Genomic DNA, 19,544 nt, shown 5'->3' with positions numbered 1-19,544 from the left:
TTACTTGGCTTATGCAATAAATGCGCTACAGATTTATTTTCAAAATCACCCAGATGTATACGTCGCTGGTAATCTATTTATTTACTACGAAAAAGGTTATCCAGAATCAGTTGTCGCACCAGATGTATTTGTGGTGTTTGGAGTGGAAAACCGTGACAGACGCTCTTACAAAACCTGGGAAGAAAATAATCAAACCCCAGATTTTGTCTTAGAGATTACCTCAAAAACCACCCGCAGCAAAGACCAAGGTGCAAAGAAAGGAATTTATGCCTTTCTGGGAGTGCGTGAATATTTTCAATATGACCCCACAGGCGATTATCTCAATCCCCAACTTCAGGGTTTACAGTTGGTTGATGGAAATTATTTCCCAGTGGCAACCAATATCTTGCCAAATGGTACAGTGTCCCTATCCAGTGAAGTTTTAGGGCTAGAGTTGCGTCTAGAGGCGGAACTGCGCTTTTACAATCCAGCTACGGGTCAAACACTGCTAACTCATGAAGAGGAAGCAACTGCACGACAAGCCGCAGAAGAGAAAGCGCAAAGATTAGCTGCTAAACTCCGAGAATTAAATATTGATCCAGATAGCCTTTAGCTAATAATATAGGGTGAGCAATGCCCACCCTACTGCTGTTAATTATTTTTTGTGAAACTATAGCGGACGGTAGACGCGATAGTTGATTTCGGGGAAGATATTATCCATTAATTCGACTTTTTCCAGCCAACCGCTGTCAATTTTACCGATTTTCACGTCTTCATAGAGCTTATTAAACCGCATCAGGTGCGATCGCGTCCGTCTAACTGCATAGGGTACCATTGTTCCTGTCCGCATAATAAATGCCCAGTCGGAAGATTGTGCTAATAACAATTCCCGCGCTGCTTGGTTCAATGCTTTCCACCCCAACTCATCTTCTGGTTCCAGTTGCGAGATTTCAATCATCCGTTCAGCAGCTTTGTGCAAATGCGGATAAACCCAAGCGTTCGTCTCATTCAACCAATACTCGTGGAAACCCTTGAAACCCCAACTAGACTGCGAAGGACGACAAACTTGCTGCGTCGGCTGCTCCCGCAAATAGTCTGCTAAATGGGTCATTTGATATGTTTTTTGGTCATACCATGACTTGCGGAATAGGTAATCGATGAACCAAGGGCCTTCATACCACCAATGTCCAAATAACTCTGCGTCATAAGGCGAAACGATAATTGGCGGTCGCTGCATTATACCATATAGATGCTCAGATTGCCGCTCTCGATTATACATAAAATTAGCAGCGTGTTCTGCTGCCTTTTCCCTAGCCCAATAAGGATCGTAGAGCGCCTTATCTGAGAGACCTAAGCCCCGCCCCGTAATTTTGTGATACTTAATGCCCGTATTTTTTCGCTGACCATTGGGCATGATGTAGGGCTTGATGTACTCATATTCTGCTTCCCAGCCCAAATCTTTGTAAAATTCCCGATATTCCGCCGCCCCAGGATAACCCACTTCAGAAGACCATACCTGTTGGGAAGATTCATGATCTCGACCAAAGACAGCAACACCAGTTTCTGTATAAATTGGGGCATAAGTGCCAAAGCGCGGCCGGGGACGGGCGTAAAGGATGCCATGCCCATCAGTGAGGAAGTAGCGTAACCCAGCATCGGCTAGCATCCGGTCTAAACCTTCATAGTAGGCGCATTCCGGCAACCAAATGCCTCTGGGTGCTTGTCCAAAGCTTTGTTCGTAATGTTCGCAGGCTACCTGAATTTGCGCCCACACTGCTTGTGGATACATTTTCATCAACGGTAAATAGCCGTGAGTAGCGCCGCAAGTGATGATTTCCAGGTTGTTACTGTCTTGGAACTTCTTAAAAGCTGTCACCAAGTCACCGTCGTAGCGTTCCCATAGCTGACGCGCTTCACTAAATTCAGTTGCGTAATGTTCAGCTAAATAACGAAGATGTCCGTTGTTGACATTATGTTCTGCTTCTAGTGCTATAAGTTCTTCTAGTTGAGCTAAGTGTGCTTCGTAGCGTTCTTGAAGCAAAGGATCGCGAAGCATTGACACCAAAGGGGGTGTCATACTCATCGTGATTTTAAAGTCAATACCGTCTCGCTTTAAGCCTTCAAATACTTTCAATAAGGGGATGTAAGTTTCTGTGATGGCTTCATAGAGCCATTCTTCCTCCAGCACGTAGTCACTTTCTGGGTGACGAACGAAGGGTAGATGTGCGTGGAGTACAAGCGCGACGTAGCCGATAGCCATAGTGATTTTGGGTGATACTTATAAGTTGAAGGTCGAGAGGTTTGGCTGAAATTAACAATATTTTAAGACTTTATGGGGATCGTAAGAATAGTTTTCAATATGAGTTAAATACAGTGTTTGTAGGGGTACAGCCAATATTATTGTATTGTTGTGCCTCCACTGCGTGTTTTTGCTGTCACGTAAAAATTAAACTCAGGATTTGCCAAAATCTTATGATTTGAACATTACACAGATGGTAAGCGTTCACAGGGGCCTACCGAGATCGAGCGAAGAGTACAGTACATACTGTTTGCTAAAGGAGAAGTAAATATTCGCAATAAGCACCGCAAGTATTTCATGTTCAAATCAGGCTTGGCAGTTCCTTAACTAGTCATACAAAACTGATTTAGAGCAGTTATATAAAAAATTCTGCATAATAAATAGTTGTGCAAATACGTATAACTTAATGAGTCATCCGCTACTGTATAACGATGAGTTGTTATTATGTCCTTCCATAACACAATCTATCGCATAGTTGATGGTGTAACCATTCCTGGCGTATTTTTGCAAGCCTTTATCAAGAATGGAGAGCAATATTTTGTCACTGAAATTAAGGTCTACAAAGACGGCAGAATTGATTGCTGGGGGATGGTTGACTTTGATGGTTTCAAAGAAAAGGTGAGCAAAGGTTGGATTACAACTCATCTGTCTGAAGGAGCAAGAGTATCAATGATGGTGTCTGGTCTTAATTTCACCGCCTATCAAGTGAAGTCAAGAGTTGAGGAGCAAGAGTTTGTTAAAGAAGTTGAAGACGAGATCCGACGACTCAATGGGCAGCTAACAACAGGAGAGATTTGCCGACAGAGATTAACACAATACAAGCATGAGCCAAATGAGACAAATAAGCAGTATTTGCGCCAAGCGTATGATGCTGTTCCTAAACACTGTCGTATATATTTAGGTGATATGGATGACAAAGATTGGGAATATCGCTCAATTTTAAACAAATGGAGCGACTAGGAGGAACCAACATCGATACAATATTTTGTTTATAGATAGAAATGTGTAGGCGCAGCCCGTCGTAGACATCGCACACTTTATTCCTCATCCCGATATAACTCTTGCAAGTCTTGTAACTGAGTCTTGCGGGAAATTCGCCGATATTTTTTACTTTCTAGCTTGGGTTCGTATTGACTCTGCCCTTTGCCTTTGCTTTTGCTTTTTAACTTCATGGTGGATTCTGGATCGGCTTGTTGGTGTAGCTGTGTTTGATGAGCGATCGCCGCATCCAAAAATTCTAAATAATGTTCGTATCGTTCCCAGTCTCCCCGCACCACGCACTCAGGCTCGTCTCGATGCAGACAATCACTAAAACGACAGCTAGCAACTGCTAACCGCTTTCTGGCTTCTGGGAAATAATGAATTAATTCTTCTGGTACACAATCCATATCCGGCTGATTAAAACCGGGAGTGTCTGCAAGCATTCCACCACTAGGTAACTCAAATAATTCTATATGGCGAGTGGTATGACGACCACGAGCCAGTTTACCAGAAACTTCTCCGACTCGCAGCTGAAGAGAGTCAATCAGCGTATTAATCAGGCTGGATTTACCAACGCCGGAAGGCCCAGCGATTACGGTAATTTTATTGCTCAGGTATTTGGCTGCTTGGTCAGTATTGATACCATCTTTAACGCTGATAAATATTGGTTCATAACCCCAACCGAGCAGGCGATCGCTAACTTGTTGTTGTTCTGGCGCTGAAATTAAATCACTTTTATTCAAGCATAAAAGCACATCCAAACCAGTAGACTCAGCCTTAATCAGAAACCGACTCAGTTGATAGGGTTCCAAAGGTGGATCGGCAACGGCAAATACCAATAAGATTTGGTTGACATTGGCGATCGCCGGACGATCTAACTCACTTTGGCGGGGTAAAACCTCAGCGATCGCACCCCGTCCTCCAGCCCAATCTGGCTCTTCTACCACAACACGATCGCCTACCATCACCTGTTGTCCAATTTTTTTCAGACGTGTTCGCCGAGTACAAAGCAAAAGAGGAGGCGAGGGCAAAGAGGCATTTAAATCCAGTTTCTCCTCTGCTCCCCTGCTCCTCTGCTCCCCTGCTTCTTGATCCATCTGTACTCGGTAAAAATTAGCCTGTACAGCCACCACCGTACCCAATAACTGTCCAGTTGCGGCAAAATTTTCCCCTGTCATTGGCTAGCAACTGGACGGCGCACTAACAGAGAAAAATAATTAGTGCAGTCTGTAATTTGTTCCACCTGATAACCTGCCATTGTCAAACTATCAGGAACCTGCTCAATCGGCTCACCAGGGTCTAACCAGACTTCTAGCAAACCTCCCAATGGCATTTTCTCCAGACGTAGTTTTGTCCGCACGAAATTAATCGGGCAAGGGGTGCCGCGTAAATCAAGTTGAGCATCGGGAGTTAAAACAGAAGAGGGCATCATCACTTAAATAAATTTCCCAAGAATCCTTCTAGACCGCCTTTACCAGTGCGATCGCCCTTAATTTTAGCTAGCTTCTCCAGTAGTTCCCTCTCCTCTGGGGTGATTTTATTGGGAATATCAATTAATACGTTCAGCATGTGATCCCCACGACTTACGGGATTACCCAAGCGGGGTACGCCGCGATTTTCCAACTTCATCACTGTATTCGGCTGAGTTCCAGCTGGAATGATTAGTTCTACTGGCCCATCTACTGTATCTACCTCTAACCGACAACCTAAAATCGCTTGCAGGTAGCTAATTTTGATTTCCGAGAGAATATTAATTCCATCTCGTTGAAATTCCTCGTCCTCATTTACGAACAAGTAAACGTATAAATCCCCAGGAGGCCCACTACGTTGACCAGCATCTCCCTCACTTGAAATCCGCAAACGTGTGCCATTATCCACACCCGCTGGAATAGTAATTTTGAGTTTCTTTGTGACTTGATTTGCGCCCTTACCATCACACGCGTCACACTTATCTTCTATTACCATCCCTGTTCCATTACAGGTGGGACAAGTCGAGACCTGGGTGAAACTGCCAAAAGGTGTTCTAGTCACACGCCGTACTTGAGCTGAACCGCCACAAGTCGAACAAGTCCGAGGGCGGGTTCCAGGTTTAGCACCAGAACCGCTACAAACTTCACAATTTTCTAGATGGGAAATGCGAATTTCTTTTTCGCCGCCAAATATTGCTTCCCGAAAGTCTAACTTCAGGTCTAGCCGCAGGTCATCACCTCTCGCAGGCCCACTGCGGCGTCTTTGTTGGGTGGGATTACCCATACCACCAGCAAAGCCACTAAAAATGCTTTCAAAGATATCGGCAAAACCACCCATATCGCCGACATCTTGAAAGCCCGCGCCAGCACCAGAAACACCCTCTGGACCAAAGCGATCGTAACGAGCGCGGGTTTCGGGTTCTGAGAGTACCTCATAAGCGCGGTTAATTTCTTTAAAGCGATCCTCCGCCCCCGGTTCTTTGTTCACATCTGGGTGATATTTCCGGGCTAGACGGCGATAGGCTTGTTTGATTTCTTCTTTGTCAGTGTCACGAGAGACACCCAGGATTTCATAATAGTCGCGGGCCATATAGCAAAGGTAAAAGTTAGAAGGAAGAAAGCAGAAGTCAGAAGAACGTCATTCACGGTCACTTGCTACCCTATGGATTAAGTGTTTTGCCTACAGAGATGTAAGAGCAACACATTATCCTTTAGAGGGCGGCTTGCCGGAGGGCAGGCAGAAGATAAAATTAATTTTTGTTAATAACTGATTTTACCCTTTACCTTTTACAAAAATCACCGACAAATCTTGAGCAACAGGTGCTTTCCTCGTGGGAGACGACAAAAGCTATAGAAGTTAGGAACAGGGGGAGCCTCTGCTCAGACTTCTCACTGCCGAGTCGGCTGTCTCTTTTACAATTGTGCTACGTAGGAGAGGAAAACCTCGCCCATCAACCAGAGGGGCTAGCCGCACCAAGAGGTGTGGAAAACCACCCTTATGCAATGGAAGTGGCTCTGAACTTGCACATTGCCTAGCCCAAAGTAATTTGCTTCTACAATCTAGCAAAGGACTGAGGTCTTGTGAAACTTCGTTAAATATTTAAATATATTAAAATATCTTCATAAAAATTTACAAATTAGGATATTGGGGATTGGGGACAAGGGGACAAATCAATTCAAAATTCAAAATTCAAAATTCAAAATTCAAACATTTTTGAACTTCTGCCTCCTCTTTCCCAATGCCCCATGCCCCGTGCCCCATGCCCAATCCCCAATCCTTAGTCCCCAATCCCTAATCTATCGCCTCATAATCAGCCTGAGCTGTACTTTCTTCGTCAAAATCAAAGTTGAATTGTGGTATGAGCGTGCCATTCATTGGTGAGTCTACTTCTGGGGTAAAGTGACTAGATGAACCCCCTTCAATCTCATCAGTTTGGCTGTTAGCTCGATTGTAGACATCAGCACCAATTGCAAACAAGGTTTGTTGGAAGTCGTCTAAGCGCTGCTTAAATTCCACTGTGGAAATGCTGGAGTCAATCATTGCAGCTTGGAGTTGTGCAACTTTTTCACTGGCCAAGGTCTTCATCTGATCGCCGATAAAGTTGCTATTATCCTTGATTGTAGATTCATAACTGAACAACAAATTATCTGCTTGGTTTTTGAGTTCAACCAGTTCTTTACGTCTTCTATCTTCTTCGGAAAACAGTTCGGCCTCTTGGCGCATCCGTTCGACCTCGTTGCTACTCAAACCACCTGTATTGGTAATCCTGATACTCTGTTCTCTACCTGTACCTTTATCTTGGGCAGAAACCTTGAGGATGCCGTTGACATCGATTTCAAAGGATACTTCAATTTGCGGTACACCACGGGGCGATGGGGGAATTCCTGCTAGCAAAAACTTGCCGAGACTCTTGTTATCTCGTGACATCGCTCGTTCACCTTGGAGGATGTGAATTTCCACTGAGGTTTGCCCATCAACGGCGGTGGAAAAAACTTGTGACCGACTCGTAGGAATTGTAGTGTTGCGTTCAATGATTTTGGTGAACACTTCACCTAAAGTTTCAATTCCCAAGGACAGAGGGGTAACATCCAGTAGTAAGAGATTATCGACTTCACCACCTAACACACCTGCTTGAATAGCTGCTCCCAATGCTACAGCTTCATCAGGGTTGATGGAGCGATCGGGAGCTTTGCCGTTGAAAAACTTAACTAGCGCGTTTTGGACTGCTGGAATACGGGTAGAACCACCTACCAAAATAATCCGATCTATAGCTTCTGGTTTGAGATCCGCATCTTTGAGCGATTGGATCAGTGGTTCGATGGTCGCTTCAATTAATTTCGCGGCGAGTTCTTCAAATTTCGAGCGACTGAGTTCCATCTCCAGATGCTTTGGCCCAGTGTCATCCGCTGTGATAAAGGGCAAGTTGATGGAGGTATTCACCATGCTGGAGAGTTCAATTTTTGCCTTTTCCGCAGCTTCCCGCAGGCGTTGCAGTGCCATTTTGTCTTTGGAAAGGTCGATTTTCTCTTGTTCTTGGAAACGTTCCATCATCCAAAGGACGATCGCATTATCAAAGTCGTCTCCACCCAAGTGGTTGTTACCACAAGTCGCCTTCACTTCAAAAACGCCATCCCCAAGTTGCAGGATCGATACGTCAAAAGTACCGCCTCCCAAGTCAAATACTAAAATTAGCTGCTCTTGGTCTTGCTTTTCCAATCCGAAAGCTAAAGCCGCAGCTGTTGGTTCATTAATGATTCGCAGAACTTCTAGTCCAGCAATTGTGCCAGCATCTTTAGTTGCTTGTCTTTGGGCATCTGTGAAATATGCTGGTACGGTGATCACTGCTTGAGTGACTTCCTCACCCAAAAAGTTTTCTGCATCCTGCTTCAGCTTTTGCAGGATCATCGCGGATAATTCTTGGGGCGTATAGTTTTTTGAGCGAATTTGGACATCAACAGTCTCATCTCGACCTTTGATGCAGTTGTAGGGGACGCGATCGCGTTCTACTTCAGTATCTTCCCAACGCCGCCCGATGAATCGTTTAATACTGTAAATTGTGTTTTCAGCATTGGTTACGGCTTGGCGCTTTGCCAATTGACCAACCAAGCGATCGCCACTCTTCCCAAATCCCACAATACTTGGAGTAGTTCGTCCACCTTCAGAATTGGAGATCACAAGTGGTTGACCACCCTCCAAAACTGCGACGCAACTGTTAGTAGTGCCTAAGTCGATCCCAATAACTTTTCCCATCTTTACCAGTATTTTTACTGAATATTTCTGCTGTAATATGTCGCGGACTAACTTTTTTGCTAAGAACAAAGGCTAGCGGATAACATCTGTGGAACCCCTGTTGCTGCTAGCAAGAAAGAAGTTGAAACACAGAGAGTTATCCAAAGCCTTGTTTTTGTTTTGGTACGCGATGCTCGTCCTTGCTATAACCCAGGCACTTGAGGTCAGCGAGACGAGCGACTACAGCTTAACTGCTGGCTGAACTCGACTGATCTTCTGGTGCAAAAGGTGTATCTTCCTTGGGAGCAGCTACTTTGACCATTGCATGGCGTAGCACGCGATCGCCCAAGTAATATCCGCGCACTAACTCTTCTAACACTGTTCCTTCAGGATGTTCATCCGTAGGTTCCCGCATTACTGCTTCGTGCAGGTTAGGATCGAATTCTTGACCTTCGGGACGCATTGGCGATACACCCAAGCGTTTCAAGCTATCTACTAATTGTTTGTAAACGCCTTGGTAACTTTTGTGCATGGTCATTTCGCCCTCAGACTGCGGTTTGAGGTGCGATCGCGCCCGCTCAAAATTATCGACTATTGGTAGCAATTCCAAAATCGTATTCCGCTTCACCTGCAACTCTAGGTCTTCTTTTTCTTTGCTAGTGCGTTTCCGGTAATTCTCAAAATCAGCGGCGATCCGCATATATTGAGTACTACGCTCTTCCAGTTGCGTTTTGACGGACTCGATTTGTTGAGTCAGTTCTGCCAAAGCTGCTGTTTCCACTCCAGTTTTCTCAGTTGCAGCGACGCTATTTTCTGAATTGACGGTAGCAGTATCCCCCGATACATTTGTTTGGCCCGCCACTTGCTCTGTCACCTCGCTGCCAGATTCATTGAAATTAACTTGGGCTGGGAAGTCACTCTTCATTGCTTGCTTTACCTCTGTTGGTTCACCCAATTGCTGGCTTGTATTGTTTATCTGTTTATTTTCATCGATCATTGTCTATTCATTCCAGATCCTATTTATGGCAGTGTATCTCCACAGCTTGCAACCGTCGTCATCCACGACATGCCACTGAGGCTGATTTTATTGCCAACAAGTTCCTGGAAGTGATGTAACCGTCCTCTTATTGTGACAAATGGTGAACACGTTAGCCCAGACGCTATTAAGGCGGGAACCCGAACGAGTAATTTGTAATAGTAGCGCTGAATGCGATTTGCCCCTTATGTTATTTGAAAATATTTTGAATTTTGAATTTTGAATTCAAAGCAAAGCGACGTGACTCAGGACTTTTTTGGGAAATGAGAATTCTGTCTCAGAGTAGGGGAATACTTTAAGCAGAGGTTCCCCCTACTCATTCGCTCATTTATGACTTACTCGTCACCACAACGGCGCAGTACCGCTCTAACTACCAGAACAGAGTTTTCGCCCTTCGGCAACAAGCTAGTGCAATCTGGCTATGTCAATACCGAACAGATGAGGCAGGCATTAATTGAAAGCCGCAAATCTGGCAGACCCTTAACGGAAGTATTAGAGTCAATCACTGGGCAACAACTATCGCCTGAGTTGCTCAGGCAATACAAAAAACAGCAGCTATTTGAACTGAAAATATTATACGGAGTTGAATTCCTCGATCCAGAAGTCAATTCCGTTGGCAACACGATGATGGGGAACCTGATTGAAACCCTCATCCCAGTGGATATCTGCCGTCGCCATCGCTTAGTACCACTGTCAAAACACGAAGACCAAACCCCGCCCTCAGTTTTAGTGGCGATGGTTGCTCCAGATAATCTAGAAGCTTCTGATGACCTGAACCGCATCTTGCGCCCCCAAGGCTTGGCGTTGCAGCGCATGGTGATTACCCAGGAAGATTACCAACAGCTAATCAACCAATATTTGGATGAAATGGCTGTTAAGCAGAAGCACCTGGAACGAGAAAACTCTACAGATATTAGTCAAGATTTAGAAAATCTCGGAAATCTTGATATTTCGGATGCTCCTGAAGAAATGGAGGCCGATCTAGGAGCAGCGATGAAGGGTGCAGAGGATGCCCCAGTTATCAACCTAGTTAATAGAATCCTAGCTAAAGCCTTACATGAGGGCGTTTCTGACATTCATATCGAACCGCAAGAAGAAAACCTACGCATCCGCTTTCGGAAAGATGGTGTACTGCGTGAAGCTTTCCCCTCAATGCCGAAAAAAATCATCCCGGCGGTGACAGCCCGATTTAAAATCATCTCCAATCTAGACATTGCTGAACGCCGTCTACCTCAAGATGGACGCATCCGGCGGCTGTTTGAGGGACGTAAGGTGGATTTCCGGGTGAATACCTTACCCAGTCGCTACGGGGAAAAGGTGGTACTGCGGATTTTGGATAACTCCTCCACCCAACTGGGATTAGATAAGTTAATTACCGATCCAGAGACTTTGAATATTGTCAAGGATATGGTTAGCCGTCCGTTTGGGTTAATTTTGGTAACTGGGCCAACTGGTTCGGGAAAAACAACTTCGCTGTATTCTGCACTTTCAGAAAAGAACGATCCCGGTATTAATATCAGTACAGTAGAAGACCCAATTGAGTATAGCCTTCCAGGGATTACTCAAGTACAGGTGATTCGGGAAAAAGGGCTAGATTTTGCTACCGCTCTACGGGCTTTCTTGCGGCAAGATCCAGATGTGCTACTGGTGGGTGAAACGCGGGATAAGGAAACGGCAAAAACCGCAATTGAAGCTGCCTTGACCGGTCACTTAGTATTAACTACCTTACATACCAATGATGCCCCAGGAGCGATCGCTCGTTTGGGAGAAATGGGGATTGAGCCTTTCATGGTTTCTAGTTCCCTAATTGGCGTTTTAGCTCAACGTTTGGTGCGGCGTGTATGTTCTGAATGTCGTGTCCCCTACACTCCCACAACCGAGGAACTAGCTCGTTATGGTCTATCAGCTTCCTCTGATGTCGGAGTCACCTTCTATAAAGCTAACACCTTGACATTAGATGCGATCGCAGATGCCAAAGCCAAAAATCACCTTTGCCCAAAATGTAATGGTGTCGGCTACAAAGGGCGTTGTGGTGTTTATGAAGTCATGCGAGTCACCGAAAACCTGCAAACTCTGATCAACGAAGATGCACCCACCGAACGCATCAAGGAAGTGGCAATAGAAGAGGGCATGAAAACCTTGCTGGCTTACAGTTTGGACTTAGTGCGTGAAGGTTCCACCACTCTAGAAGAAGTAGAACGAGTGACGTTTACTGATACTGGCTTGGAAGCAGAGTTAAAAGCCAAACGTAAGACAGGTCTTACCTGCCGAAGTTGTGATGCCACATTGAAACAAGAATGGCTGGATTGTCCTTACTGTATGACAGCTCGGTTTTAAGAATAGTCATTAGTCATTAGTCATTAGTCATTGGTGAATGCTTAATAACTTTAAACAACTGACAAATAACAAAGGACAAATGACAACGGACAAATGACAAATAAAAAACATTAAAAGGAAGCAGAACTATGGAAATGATGATTGAAGATTTGATGGAGCAGTTGATTGAATTGGGTGGCTCGGATATGCACTTATCCGCAGGTTTGCCTCCTTACTTCCGCATCAGTGGCAAACTTACGCCCATAGGTGAGCATGTATTAACAGCAGATCAATGTCAAAGGCTAATTTTTAGTATGCTCAACAACACCCAGCGTAAAACCTTAGAGCAGAACTGGGAGTTGGATTGTTCTTATGGTGTAAAAGGTTTAGCTCGCTTTCGAGTCAATGTTTATAAAGAACGTGGTTCTTATGCTGCTTGCTTACGAGCATTAAGTTCTAAGATTCCTAACTTTGAAAAGTTAGGTTTGCCAGATATCGTGCGGGAAATGACAGATAAGCCCAGAGGACTAATTCTGGTGACAGGCCCTACAGGTTCAGGCAAGACAACAACCCTAGCGGCAATGATTGACTTGATTAACCGCACCAAGGCAGAGCATATTTTGACGGTAGAAGATCCAATTGAATTTGTCTACGAACCAATTAAAAGTTTGGTTCACCAACGGCAATTAGGTGAAGATACTAAAAGCTTTGCTAATGCTTTGAAAGCAGCTTTGCGGGAAGATCCAGACATTGTTCTGGTAGGGGAAATGCGCGATTTAGAAACAATTTCTTTGGCGATTTCCGCAGCAGAAACAGGACACTTGGTATTTGGTACACTACACACCAGTTCCGCTGCACAAACGGTTGACCGGATTATTGACGTTTTCCCCCATGAAAGACAAACCCAGGTGCGGGTGCAACTGTCTAACTCGTTAGTGGCGGTATTTAGCCAAACCTTAGTGTCCAAGAAAAGCCCTAAACCTGGTGAGTATGGTCGGGTAATGGCTCAAGAAATTCTGATTGTCACTCCTGCTATTTCCAACTTGATTCGAGAAGGTAAAACATCTCAAATTTATTCAGCGATTCAAACTGGTGGCAAATTGGGAATGCAAACCCTGGAGAAGGTTTTAGCTGATTTTTACAAAGCAGGAACAATTTCTTTTGAAGCGGCAATGTCTAAGACTTCTAAGCCTGATGAAATTCAACGTCTCATCGGTACTTCTGTACCACCGCAGGCAGCAGGTGCTAAACCTGGTGCGGCAGCCAAAGCACATTAAAGGAACTGGGGAGTAATAATTTTAGATTTTAGATTTTGGATTTTAGATTGAAATTTAATCCAAAATCCTCAATCCAAAATCAAAAATAAAATTATCTCATGCCCAATTAATAACAACTATTTTGAATTTATTTTATGCCAAACTTCGTTGCCCGTGTTCGGGATTCGCAAGGGAAATCTCGAACAGAAAAAATTGTTGCTGAATCCTTGGTACAAGCTCGTACTAATCTTAGAGATCAAGGTTTTGTAATCCAAGAACTCAAGCAATCTCAGGGATTTCAGCCAGATGTTGCCTTCAAAAATTTCCAGAATTCCTTAGTTAAGGTTTCTGTGAAAGACAAAGCCGTTTTTTCGCGTCAATTTGCCGTTTTGATGAATGCGGGAGTTGCGATCGTTAGAAGTTTGGGGGTGCTTTCCGAACAGTGTAGTAATACTAAATTGAAACAAGCCCTTGTAGACATTAGCACCGATGTTCAAAGCGGAATGAATCTTTCAGAGGCAATGCGGAAGCATCCTGACTGTTTTGATGGATTATATGTGAGTATGATTCAAGCTGGCGAAGTTGGTGGTGTTCTAGACGAAGTATTAAATCGTTTAGCTAAGTTGTTAGAAGATGTTGCCCGGTTACAAAACCAAATTAAATCAGCACTGTCTTATCCAACGGTCGTGGGTTTTATCGCAGTTGCTATCTTTCTTGGCATGACTATTTTTCTTATTCCAATTTTTGCCACTATTTTTGTACAAATTGGAATCTCATTACCACCTCTAACGCAATTCTTGATGGATGCTAGTAAATTTTTGAGAAGTCCAGGTGCTTTAGTTCTTCTTGCTGCTCTTATCGGACTGAAATTTGCCTTTACACAATACTCTAAAACTCCTGTTGGTCGCATCACAATCGATCGTTTTTCCTTGAAGATGCCATTGTTTGGTGATTTAATTCAAAAATCTTCAGTTGCCCGCTTTAGCCGGACTTTTGGTTCTTTGACTCGTTCAGGTGTACCAATTTTAACTTGCTTAGAAATTGTCCGAGACACATCAGGAAACCAAGTGATTGCTAATGCCATAGACGCAGCCCGGATGGAGATTCAACAAGGAGGCATGATTAGCATTGCTTTACAAAAAGATGCCGTTTTTCCGGCTATGGCAATTCAGATGATTAGTATCGGAGAAGAAACTGGAGAATTAGATGGAATGTTGATGAAAGTTGCCGATTTCTATGAAGATGAAGTCGAGCAAGCAGTAAAAGCAATGACCAGTATTTTGGAACCGGTGATGATTGTGGTTCTAGGGGGAATGGTTGGAACCATTTTGCTAGCGATGTATCTGCCTATGTTTGCAGTATTTGAAAAGCTGGGATAAAGGATTAATAGTTAAGAGTTAGAAGTTATGAGTTAGGAATTAAAATTTTTTATTCCTAACTTTTAGCTTATCACTAATTAATTTTATTCTTAACTCCTAACTCCTCACTCCTCACTCCTCATTATTTAATAAACTATGACTGTGCAAAAATCTCAGTACGAAGCGAGTTTGGCAGAGTACAGCAATCATCTAGCTGCGATCGCCTTACTAAAGCAATATCGGCCCTACTTGGAGATGATTCCCAGTCTGCGCCGTCCAGATGAAAGTGTCATTACTATACCCTTGCCAATTGTTCGGCTTCGCAATCCTGCTACAACAGCCTTAAAAACGATTTGCTTACCCTGTGATGTGGCAATTTTGATGTGCGATCCAGAGTGGAAAATCAAAACTGGTGCAGAAATTTTAGTCTTTATTCATCGCGCTGACGAAGACTTTTCTGATTTGTTAGGACGTTGGCGACAAACCCAAGTTTATCTAGACAATGATTATGAGTGGTTGATGCCTCTCCGTCAGAGTCATATTTTGAGTGAGGGAGCTAATACTGTATATCCTCTGTTTATCGTTTTTAGTGAGACTTTAGAACGCATCCAAAGAGGTCTTGTGGGAGCCGAACTCCCATTTATTATGCAAACACCAGATTTGCTGGTTGAGGATAATTTCACAGATATTTTCCCTTCACAAACTCCACCAGCTTAGGGACTTACAGCAGAATTCAAAAGTAAAATACGCTTTATACCTGGGTAACAGACGAATCGTTGTGTACCTAAGTAATTTGAAAGCTGCTGTATAGTCAAAAAAATATCCCATCTTTGCGGGACGCTTTGCGAACGTAAGAATGCAAGTCCTTACATTTATAGAAATGTACTAAGTGTAAAACTACATATTTTTATCCCCGGCTACGCCGTCCCCCTTTTGTTAAAATAGAGGGGTTTTATTATGTGTATCTTCATACAAAATTTTTATAAATACCCACGCAACAGACTTTCACCTTTACAAAACTACAAATTAGATCGTCACACATCCGTGAAAAGACTAGTTCTACAAAAATTTATTTTTACTTTTTGAAGAGTAATGAGGATTTGACAAAGATTCAGTAATCTTACTGTTGCCAATAAAGAATTGTCATAGAATTAGAAACATTTAAAAGCAGATACTTTATACTAATGAATCGTTTTCCTCAAAAAACAACGAATTATCAAGAGAGCATTTCACAACCAACTCAGTTGAGTCAGATGTGTGGTTCCAAACGGCTATTTCGCGATCGCTATGAAATACTGCAAATTTTAGGTAGAGGTGGTTTTGGCGTAACATTTTTAGCCAAAAATGCCGTATTACCTGGAAAGCCACTGTGTGTTATTAAACAGCTTTGTCCAAAAGTGACTAGTCCTCAAAGTTGGCAAAGGGCATGTATGCGCTTTGAAAAAGAAGCAAGAATTTTGGGACAACTCGGTAGTCATTCGCAAATTCCCATGTTATTAGACTACTTTCAGGCAAATGGAGAGTTTTTTTTAATTCAAGAATATGTGCCAGGTTTGACTTTGGCGCGAGAAGTGCGGCAAACTGGGCCCAAAAGTGAATCCTCAGTTAAGCAGTTCTTACAGGAATTATTACCTGTCTTACAGTATCTTCATAAACATCATGTAATTCATCGGGATATTAAGCCTCAGAATTTATTGCGGTGTGAATATGATGGGCGCATAGTGCTGATTGATTTTGGTGCGGTGAAAGAGAAATTAGTTGATGCTTGTGAAAACTCAATCAATCAAGCTGTAAAAACCAACTTTATCGGTACTAAGGGATTTGCACCACCAGAACAGTTTTCTTTACGTCCAGTTTATGCCAGTGATATTTATGCACTGGGTGTAACCTGCATTTTTATGTTGACTGCTAAAAGTCCTTTAGAATTGGACTACGACCCAAAAACTGGTGAAATATCTTGGCAAAAACAGGTAAATATCAGCAACAGTTTCGCCCAGATTTTAGGAAAAATGGTGAAAATTACTTTAGAGGAGCGGTTTAAGACTGCCGATGAAGTGATGAAAGCTTTAAGTAGTGAAAGTTATTTGCCTACTTTGGCTAACTGTTTAACTACCCAAAAATTAAATAATAAAAGTATTACACAACACGAAATTACACAACACGAAATTACACAAACCAAAATTACACAGCATGAAATTATACAACACGAAAATTATGATGTATACATGCCACCTGTAGCTAGAACTGCTAATGCCATTCGGAAATGGAGAGCAAGATTCAAGGAAACAAGATAACATACAGCAGAATTCAGAATTCAGGAGTAAAACATGCTTTATACCTGGGTAACAGACTTAGCTTGTGTATCGCATCGACTTGAAATTTGCTGTAAGTTGCAGCCTTTTTAGCTGAAGTATCAAATGAATAATTAATTATGGGCAATTGAAAATAGCTAAAACAAATTTAGTAAGCATTTTAACTATATTTGATAGTCAGTAATGATTCATTAATCAGGGTTTATATTCAATACTTAGTCAGTTGTCGCTTGCTAAGATACAAGCAAAATTACTAGGTTTAAAAGTTAAAAAAAATATTTTTATTTAGATTATTATATAATCGATAGAATAATTAATCTTATGGCTCTCGTAGTTTTCCACAGATGAGGAAGACTGACTACTATTTACAAAAGCTAACTATATAAGTAATTCCCCAATCCCCAGAACAGGGTTTATCTACCACAAGTAAGCGAGAGTCAATTATTTTAAGGGAAAGTTCGGGACAAACTTAGCCTAAGTTGTCATGCAGTCGCGCCTGTCAGATCATGATCTGCTGCTTAAATCCCGATTGCTCAAATCCCCTGAATCCCAATGGAAAGAAGTTTTGCCAAAGTTGTAGCACCCCGCTGGTGTCACTTTTAAGAAATCGCTTTCGTGTGATCCGAGTCCTTTCAGATGAGGGGGGATTTGGCAGAACCTATCTATCAGAAGACGTAGATAAACTCAATGAACGCTGTGTTATCAAGCAATTAGCTCCAAAATTCCAAGGAACTTGGTCGCAAAAAAAGGCGATGGAGTTGTTCGCCGAAGAAGCGCAGCGACTACAAGACCTTGGGGAACATCCTCAAATTCCGACTTTGATAGCTTATTTTGAGCAAGACGGCTGCCTATATTTGGTGCAGCAGTTTATTAATGGAGATAATTTGTTAAAGGAGTTGCAACAGCGCAAAGCTTATAACGCTAGAGACATTCAATCTATTTTGCTAGATTTACTACCCATCCTAAAATTTATCCACGATCGCAAAATTATTCATCGAGACATCAAGCCAGAAAATATTATCCGCAATAAAAATGATGGGCGATTAAGTTTGATTGATTTTGGCTCCTCAAAGCAATTTACCGCCAAAGTTCAGCAGAAATCTGGCACATCCATTGGTTCGCATGGTTATTCTCCCCTAGAACAAATTAGAGATGGGAAAGCTTTCCCCGCCAGCGACTTGTTCGGTGTGGGGGCTACCTGCTTTCATCTGCTAACGGGAAATTCCCCATTTCAGTTGTGGATGGAATCTGGGTACGCTTGGGTAAGTAATTGGCGGGAATATTTGCGAAGTCCGTTAAATCCTGAGTTGGATTTTGTCATCGACAAGCTTTTGAAAAAAGATATCCAGGAACGTTACCAGTCAGCCGAAGAAGTCCTGAGAGATTTGACTCCAAAACAACTCCTCGCACTGCCACCTGCGGGTAAGTCATCTGGGAAATTACCACCAACTAAAGCACCAGCTTTACCAAAAAGCTATCCCTTACTGAGAATTTTAATTTTGGTAAGTGCTTTCATTCTGTTATTTGGATTCAGCGAATCTTGGTATAAAAATTTTCGCCAGATTCAAACCAGTTTGGTCTCTAGGTTGATGCAACAAAATAGTCCTAGTAAAAATGATGCGATTTTGAGCCAGATTAGCTTGGGTAAAGTTTCCTTAGCTAACACCCTCCAAGGACACGAAAACTCAGTTTTATCTGTCGCCATCAGTCCTGATGGTAAAACCATAGCCAGCAGTGGCGACGATGGCACTATCAAACTTTGGAATCTCGCAACCGGAAAACTAATCGCTTCACTCAAAGGGCATTTTCAGCAGGTGAATGTCGTCGTAATTAGTCCAGATGGCAAACTTCTAGTTAGTGCTAGTGATGACAACACGATTAAAATCTGGAATTTGGCAACGCGAAAACAAATTCGCACTCTTATAGGGCATTCTGACTCAGTTCATGCCCTAGCCATCAGTGCTGATAGCGAGACTTTAGTTAGTGCTAGTGATGACAACACGATTAAAATCTGGGATTTGGCAACAGGAGAGCAAATTCGGACACTAACAGGGCATACATTTTGGGTGCGGTCAGTGGCTATTAGTCCTAATGGTGTGATTCTGGCCAGTGGCAGTTTTGACAAGACGATCAAAATCTGGAATCTAGCAAAGGGATACCCAATCCGCACACTAGAAGGAAATTCTCAAACAGTGACAACTGTGGCTATTAGCCCAAATGGTAAAACTTTAGCCAGTGCTAGCCGCGATCGCACCATTAAACTTTGGAATTTAGCTACGGGAAGAGAACTTCGCACCTTAGCCGGACATAGCAATACTGTCACATCCGTAGCCTTCAGTCCCGATGGTAAAATTGTTGCTAGTGGTAGCCGCGATCGCACTATCAAACTGTGGAATACAGCTACAGGAGAAGAAATTCTCACATTAGCAGGGCACACCAACACCGTCACATCTGTTACCTTCACTCCTGATGGCAAAACCCTTGTTAGCGGTAGTGAAGATAACACGATTAAGATTTGGCGGTTGTCTCAGTGAGTGAGAATTAGGGATTGGGGATTGGGGATGAAGGAGAGTTATATCAATTCAAAATTCAAAATTAAGAAAGCCAGACAGAACAAAGGTATGTCCGTATGTATCTGTCGCATTCTTTTTTCAAATTGGTATTAGAATCTCGTTCATCCACCTTTGAACTGGATGAATCCACATCAAAGACTCGTTCATCCACCTTTGAACTGGATGAATCCACATCAAAGACTCGTTCATCCACCTTTGAACTGGATGAATCCACATCAAAGACTCGTTCATCCAC

At 42.9% G+C, this 19,544-nt stretch carries 16 protein-coding genes; 9 read left to right on the top strand and 7 right to left on the bottom strand.

Annotated features, from left to right (window positions below; genetic code table 11):
- Nucleotides 1-4: 4 nt before the first annotated feature.
- Nucleotides 5-592 carry a Uma2 family endonuclease gene (locus tag RMX89_RS10695; RefSeq protein ID WP_322688916.1) on the top strand — a complete coding sequence of 196 codons (588 nt, stop codon included), beginning with the start codon at nt 5-7 and terminating at the stop codon, nt 590-592.
- A gap of 57 nt (nt 593-649) precedes the next feature.
- On the opposite strand, the gene RMX89_RS10690 is transcribed toward RMX89_RS10695, so the two are convergent.
- A complete protein-coding gene (locus RMX89_RS10690; RefSeq protein ID WP_322673121.1) occupies nt 650-2,239 on the bottom strand; it encodes a glycoside hydrolase family 57 protein in 1,590 nt (529 codons plus the stop codon).
- Between the two features lie 483 nt (nt 2,240-2,722).
- Here RMX89_RS10690 and RMX89_RS10685 point away from each other — a divergent pair, with 483 nt between their 5' ends.
- Nucleotides 2,723-3,238: a hypothetical protein gene (locus RMX89_RS10685; RefSeq protein WP_322688915.1), complete on the top strand. Its 516-nt coding sequence runs from the start codon at nt 2,723-2,725 to the stop codon at nt 3,236-3,238.
- A gap of 77 nt (nt 3,239-3,315) precedes the next feature.
- Here the strand turns inward: RMX89_RS10685 and rsgA are convergent, their stop codons facing one another.
- The 3 genes from rsgA to dnaJ are packed head-to-tail and all read right to left on the bottom strand — an operon-like array spanning nt 3,316 to nt 5,818.
- Nucleotides 3,316-4,437, bottom strand: a complete 1,122-nt coding sequence (rsgA, locus tag RMX89_RS10680) for a small ribosomal subunit biogenesis GTPase RsgA (protein ID WP_322688914.1) — start codon at nt 4,435-4,437, stop codon at nt 3,316-3,318.
- Complete coding sequence (locus RMX89_RS10675; protein ID WP_322688913.1) at nt 4,434-4,691, bottom strand: sulfurtransferase TusA family protein; 258 nt, start codon at nt 4,689-4,691, stop codon at nt 4,434-4,436. The genes rsgA and RMX89_RS10675 overlap by 4 nt, the downstream gene beginning before the upstream one ends.
- Nucleotides 4,691-5,818: a molecular chaperone DnaJ gene (dnaJ, locus tag RMX89_RS10670; RefSeq protein ID WP_322668135.1), complete on the bottom strand. Its 1,128-nt coding sequence runs from the start codon at nt 5,816-5,818 to the stop codon at nt 4,691-4,693. The genes RMX89_RS10675 and dnaJ overlap by 1 nt, the downstream gene beginning before the upstream one ends.
- Nucleotides 5,819-5,985: 167 nt before the next feature.
- Between dnaJ and RMX89_RS10665 the strand changes: the two genes are divergently transcribed.
- Nucleotides 5,986-6,264, top strand: a complete 279-nt coding sequence (locus RMX89_RS10665) for a hypothetical protein (RefSeq protein WP_322688912.1) — start codon at nt 5,986-5,988, stop codon at nt 6,262-6,264.
- A gap of 256 nt (nt 6,265-6,520) precedes the next feature.
- On the opposite strand, the gene dnaK is transcribed toward RMX89_RS10665, so the two are convergent.
- Together dnaK and grpE are read right to left on the bottom strand one after the other, a co-directional pair.
- Nucleotides 6,521-8,479 (bottom strand): molecular chaperone DnaK, encoded by a 1,959-nt coding sequence (dnaK, locus tag RMX89_RS10660; RefSeq protein WP_322688911.1) that lies wholly within the window; start codon nt 8,477-8,479, stop codon nt 6,521-6,523.
- Nucleotides 8,480-8,705: 226 nt separating this feature from the next.
- The gene (gene grpE, locus RMX89_RS10655; RefSeq protein WP_322673113.1) at nt 8,706-9,455 is read right to left on the bottom strand and encodes a nucleotide exchange factor GrpE; all 750 of its coding nucleotides are present in this window, start codon (nt 9,453-9,455) and stop codon (nt 8,706-8,708) included.
- A 369-nt stretch (nt 9,456-9,824) separates the two neighbouring features.
- Here grpE and RMX89_RS10650 point away from each other — a divergent pair, with 369 nt between their 5' ends.
- From RMX89_RS10650 to RMX89_RS10625, 6 genes are all read left to right on the top strand, one after another.
- Complete coding sequence (locus RMX89_RS10650; RefSeq protein WP_322673112.1) at nt 9,825-11,831, top strand: GspE/PulE family protein; 2,007 nt, start codon at nt 9,825-9,827, stop codon at nt 11,829-11,831.
- Between the two features lie 128 nt (nt 11,832-11,959).
- Entirely contained in the window at nt 11,960-13,087 is a 1,128-nt protein-coding gene (locus RMX89_RS10645) for a type IV pilus twitching motility protein PilT (protein ID WP_289797446.1), read from the top strand.
- Between the two features lie 134 nt (nt 13,088-13,221).
- A complete protein-coding gene (locus RMX89_RS10640) occupies nt 13,222-14,445 on the top strand; it encodes a type II secretion system F family protein (RefSeq protein ID WP_322688910.1) in 1,224 nt (407 codons plus the stop codon).
- Between the two features lie 135 nt (nt 14,446-14,580).
- Nucleotides 14,581-15,141 (top strand): hypothetical protein, encoded by a 561-nt coding sequence (locus RMX89_RS10635; RefSeq protein ID WP_322688909.1) that lies wholly within the window; start codon nt 14,581-14,583, stop codon nt 15,139-15,141.
- Nucleotides 15,142-15,608: 467 nt separating this feature from the next.
- Complete coding sequence (locus RMX89_RS10630; protein WP_322682731.1) at nt 15,609-16,718, top strand: serine/threonine-protein kinase; 1,110 nt, start codon at nt 15,609-15,611, stop codon at nt 16,716-16,718.
- 524 nt (nt 16,719-17,242) lie between these two features.
- Complete coding sequence (locus tag RMX89_RS10625; protein ID WP_322688908.1) at nt 17,243-19,270, top strand: serine/threonine-protein kinase; 2,028 nt, start codon at nt 17,243-17,245, stop codon at nt 19,268-19,270.
- A gap of 61 nt (nt 19,271-19,331) precedes the next feature.
- On the opposite strand, the gene RMX89_RS10620 is transcribed toward RMX89_RS10625, so the two are convergent.
- Nucleotides 19,332-19,544, bottom strand: a 213-nt coding sequence (locus RMX89_RS10620; protein WP_322688907.1) for a hypothetical protein, incomplete at its 5' end; no start/stop codon positions are given.

Source organism: Nostoc sp. DedSLP04, from assembly GCF_034530775.1.
Taxonomy (GTDB): domain Bacteria; phylum Cyanobacteriota; class Cyanobacteriia; order Cyanobacteriales; family Nostocaceae; genus Nostoc.
The sequence above is the reverse complement of the archived record's forward strand: the minus strand, read 5'-3'. Positions and strand labels throughout refer to the sequence as shown.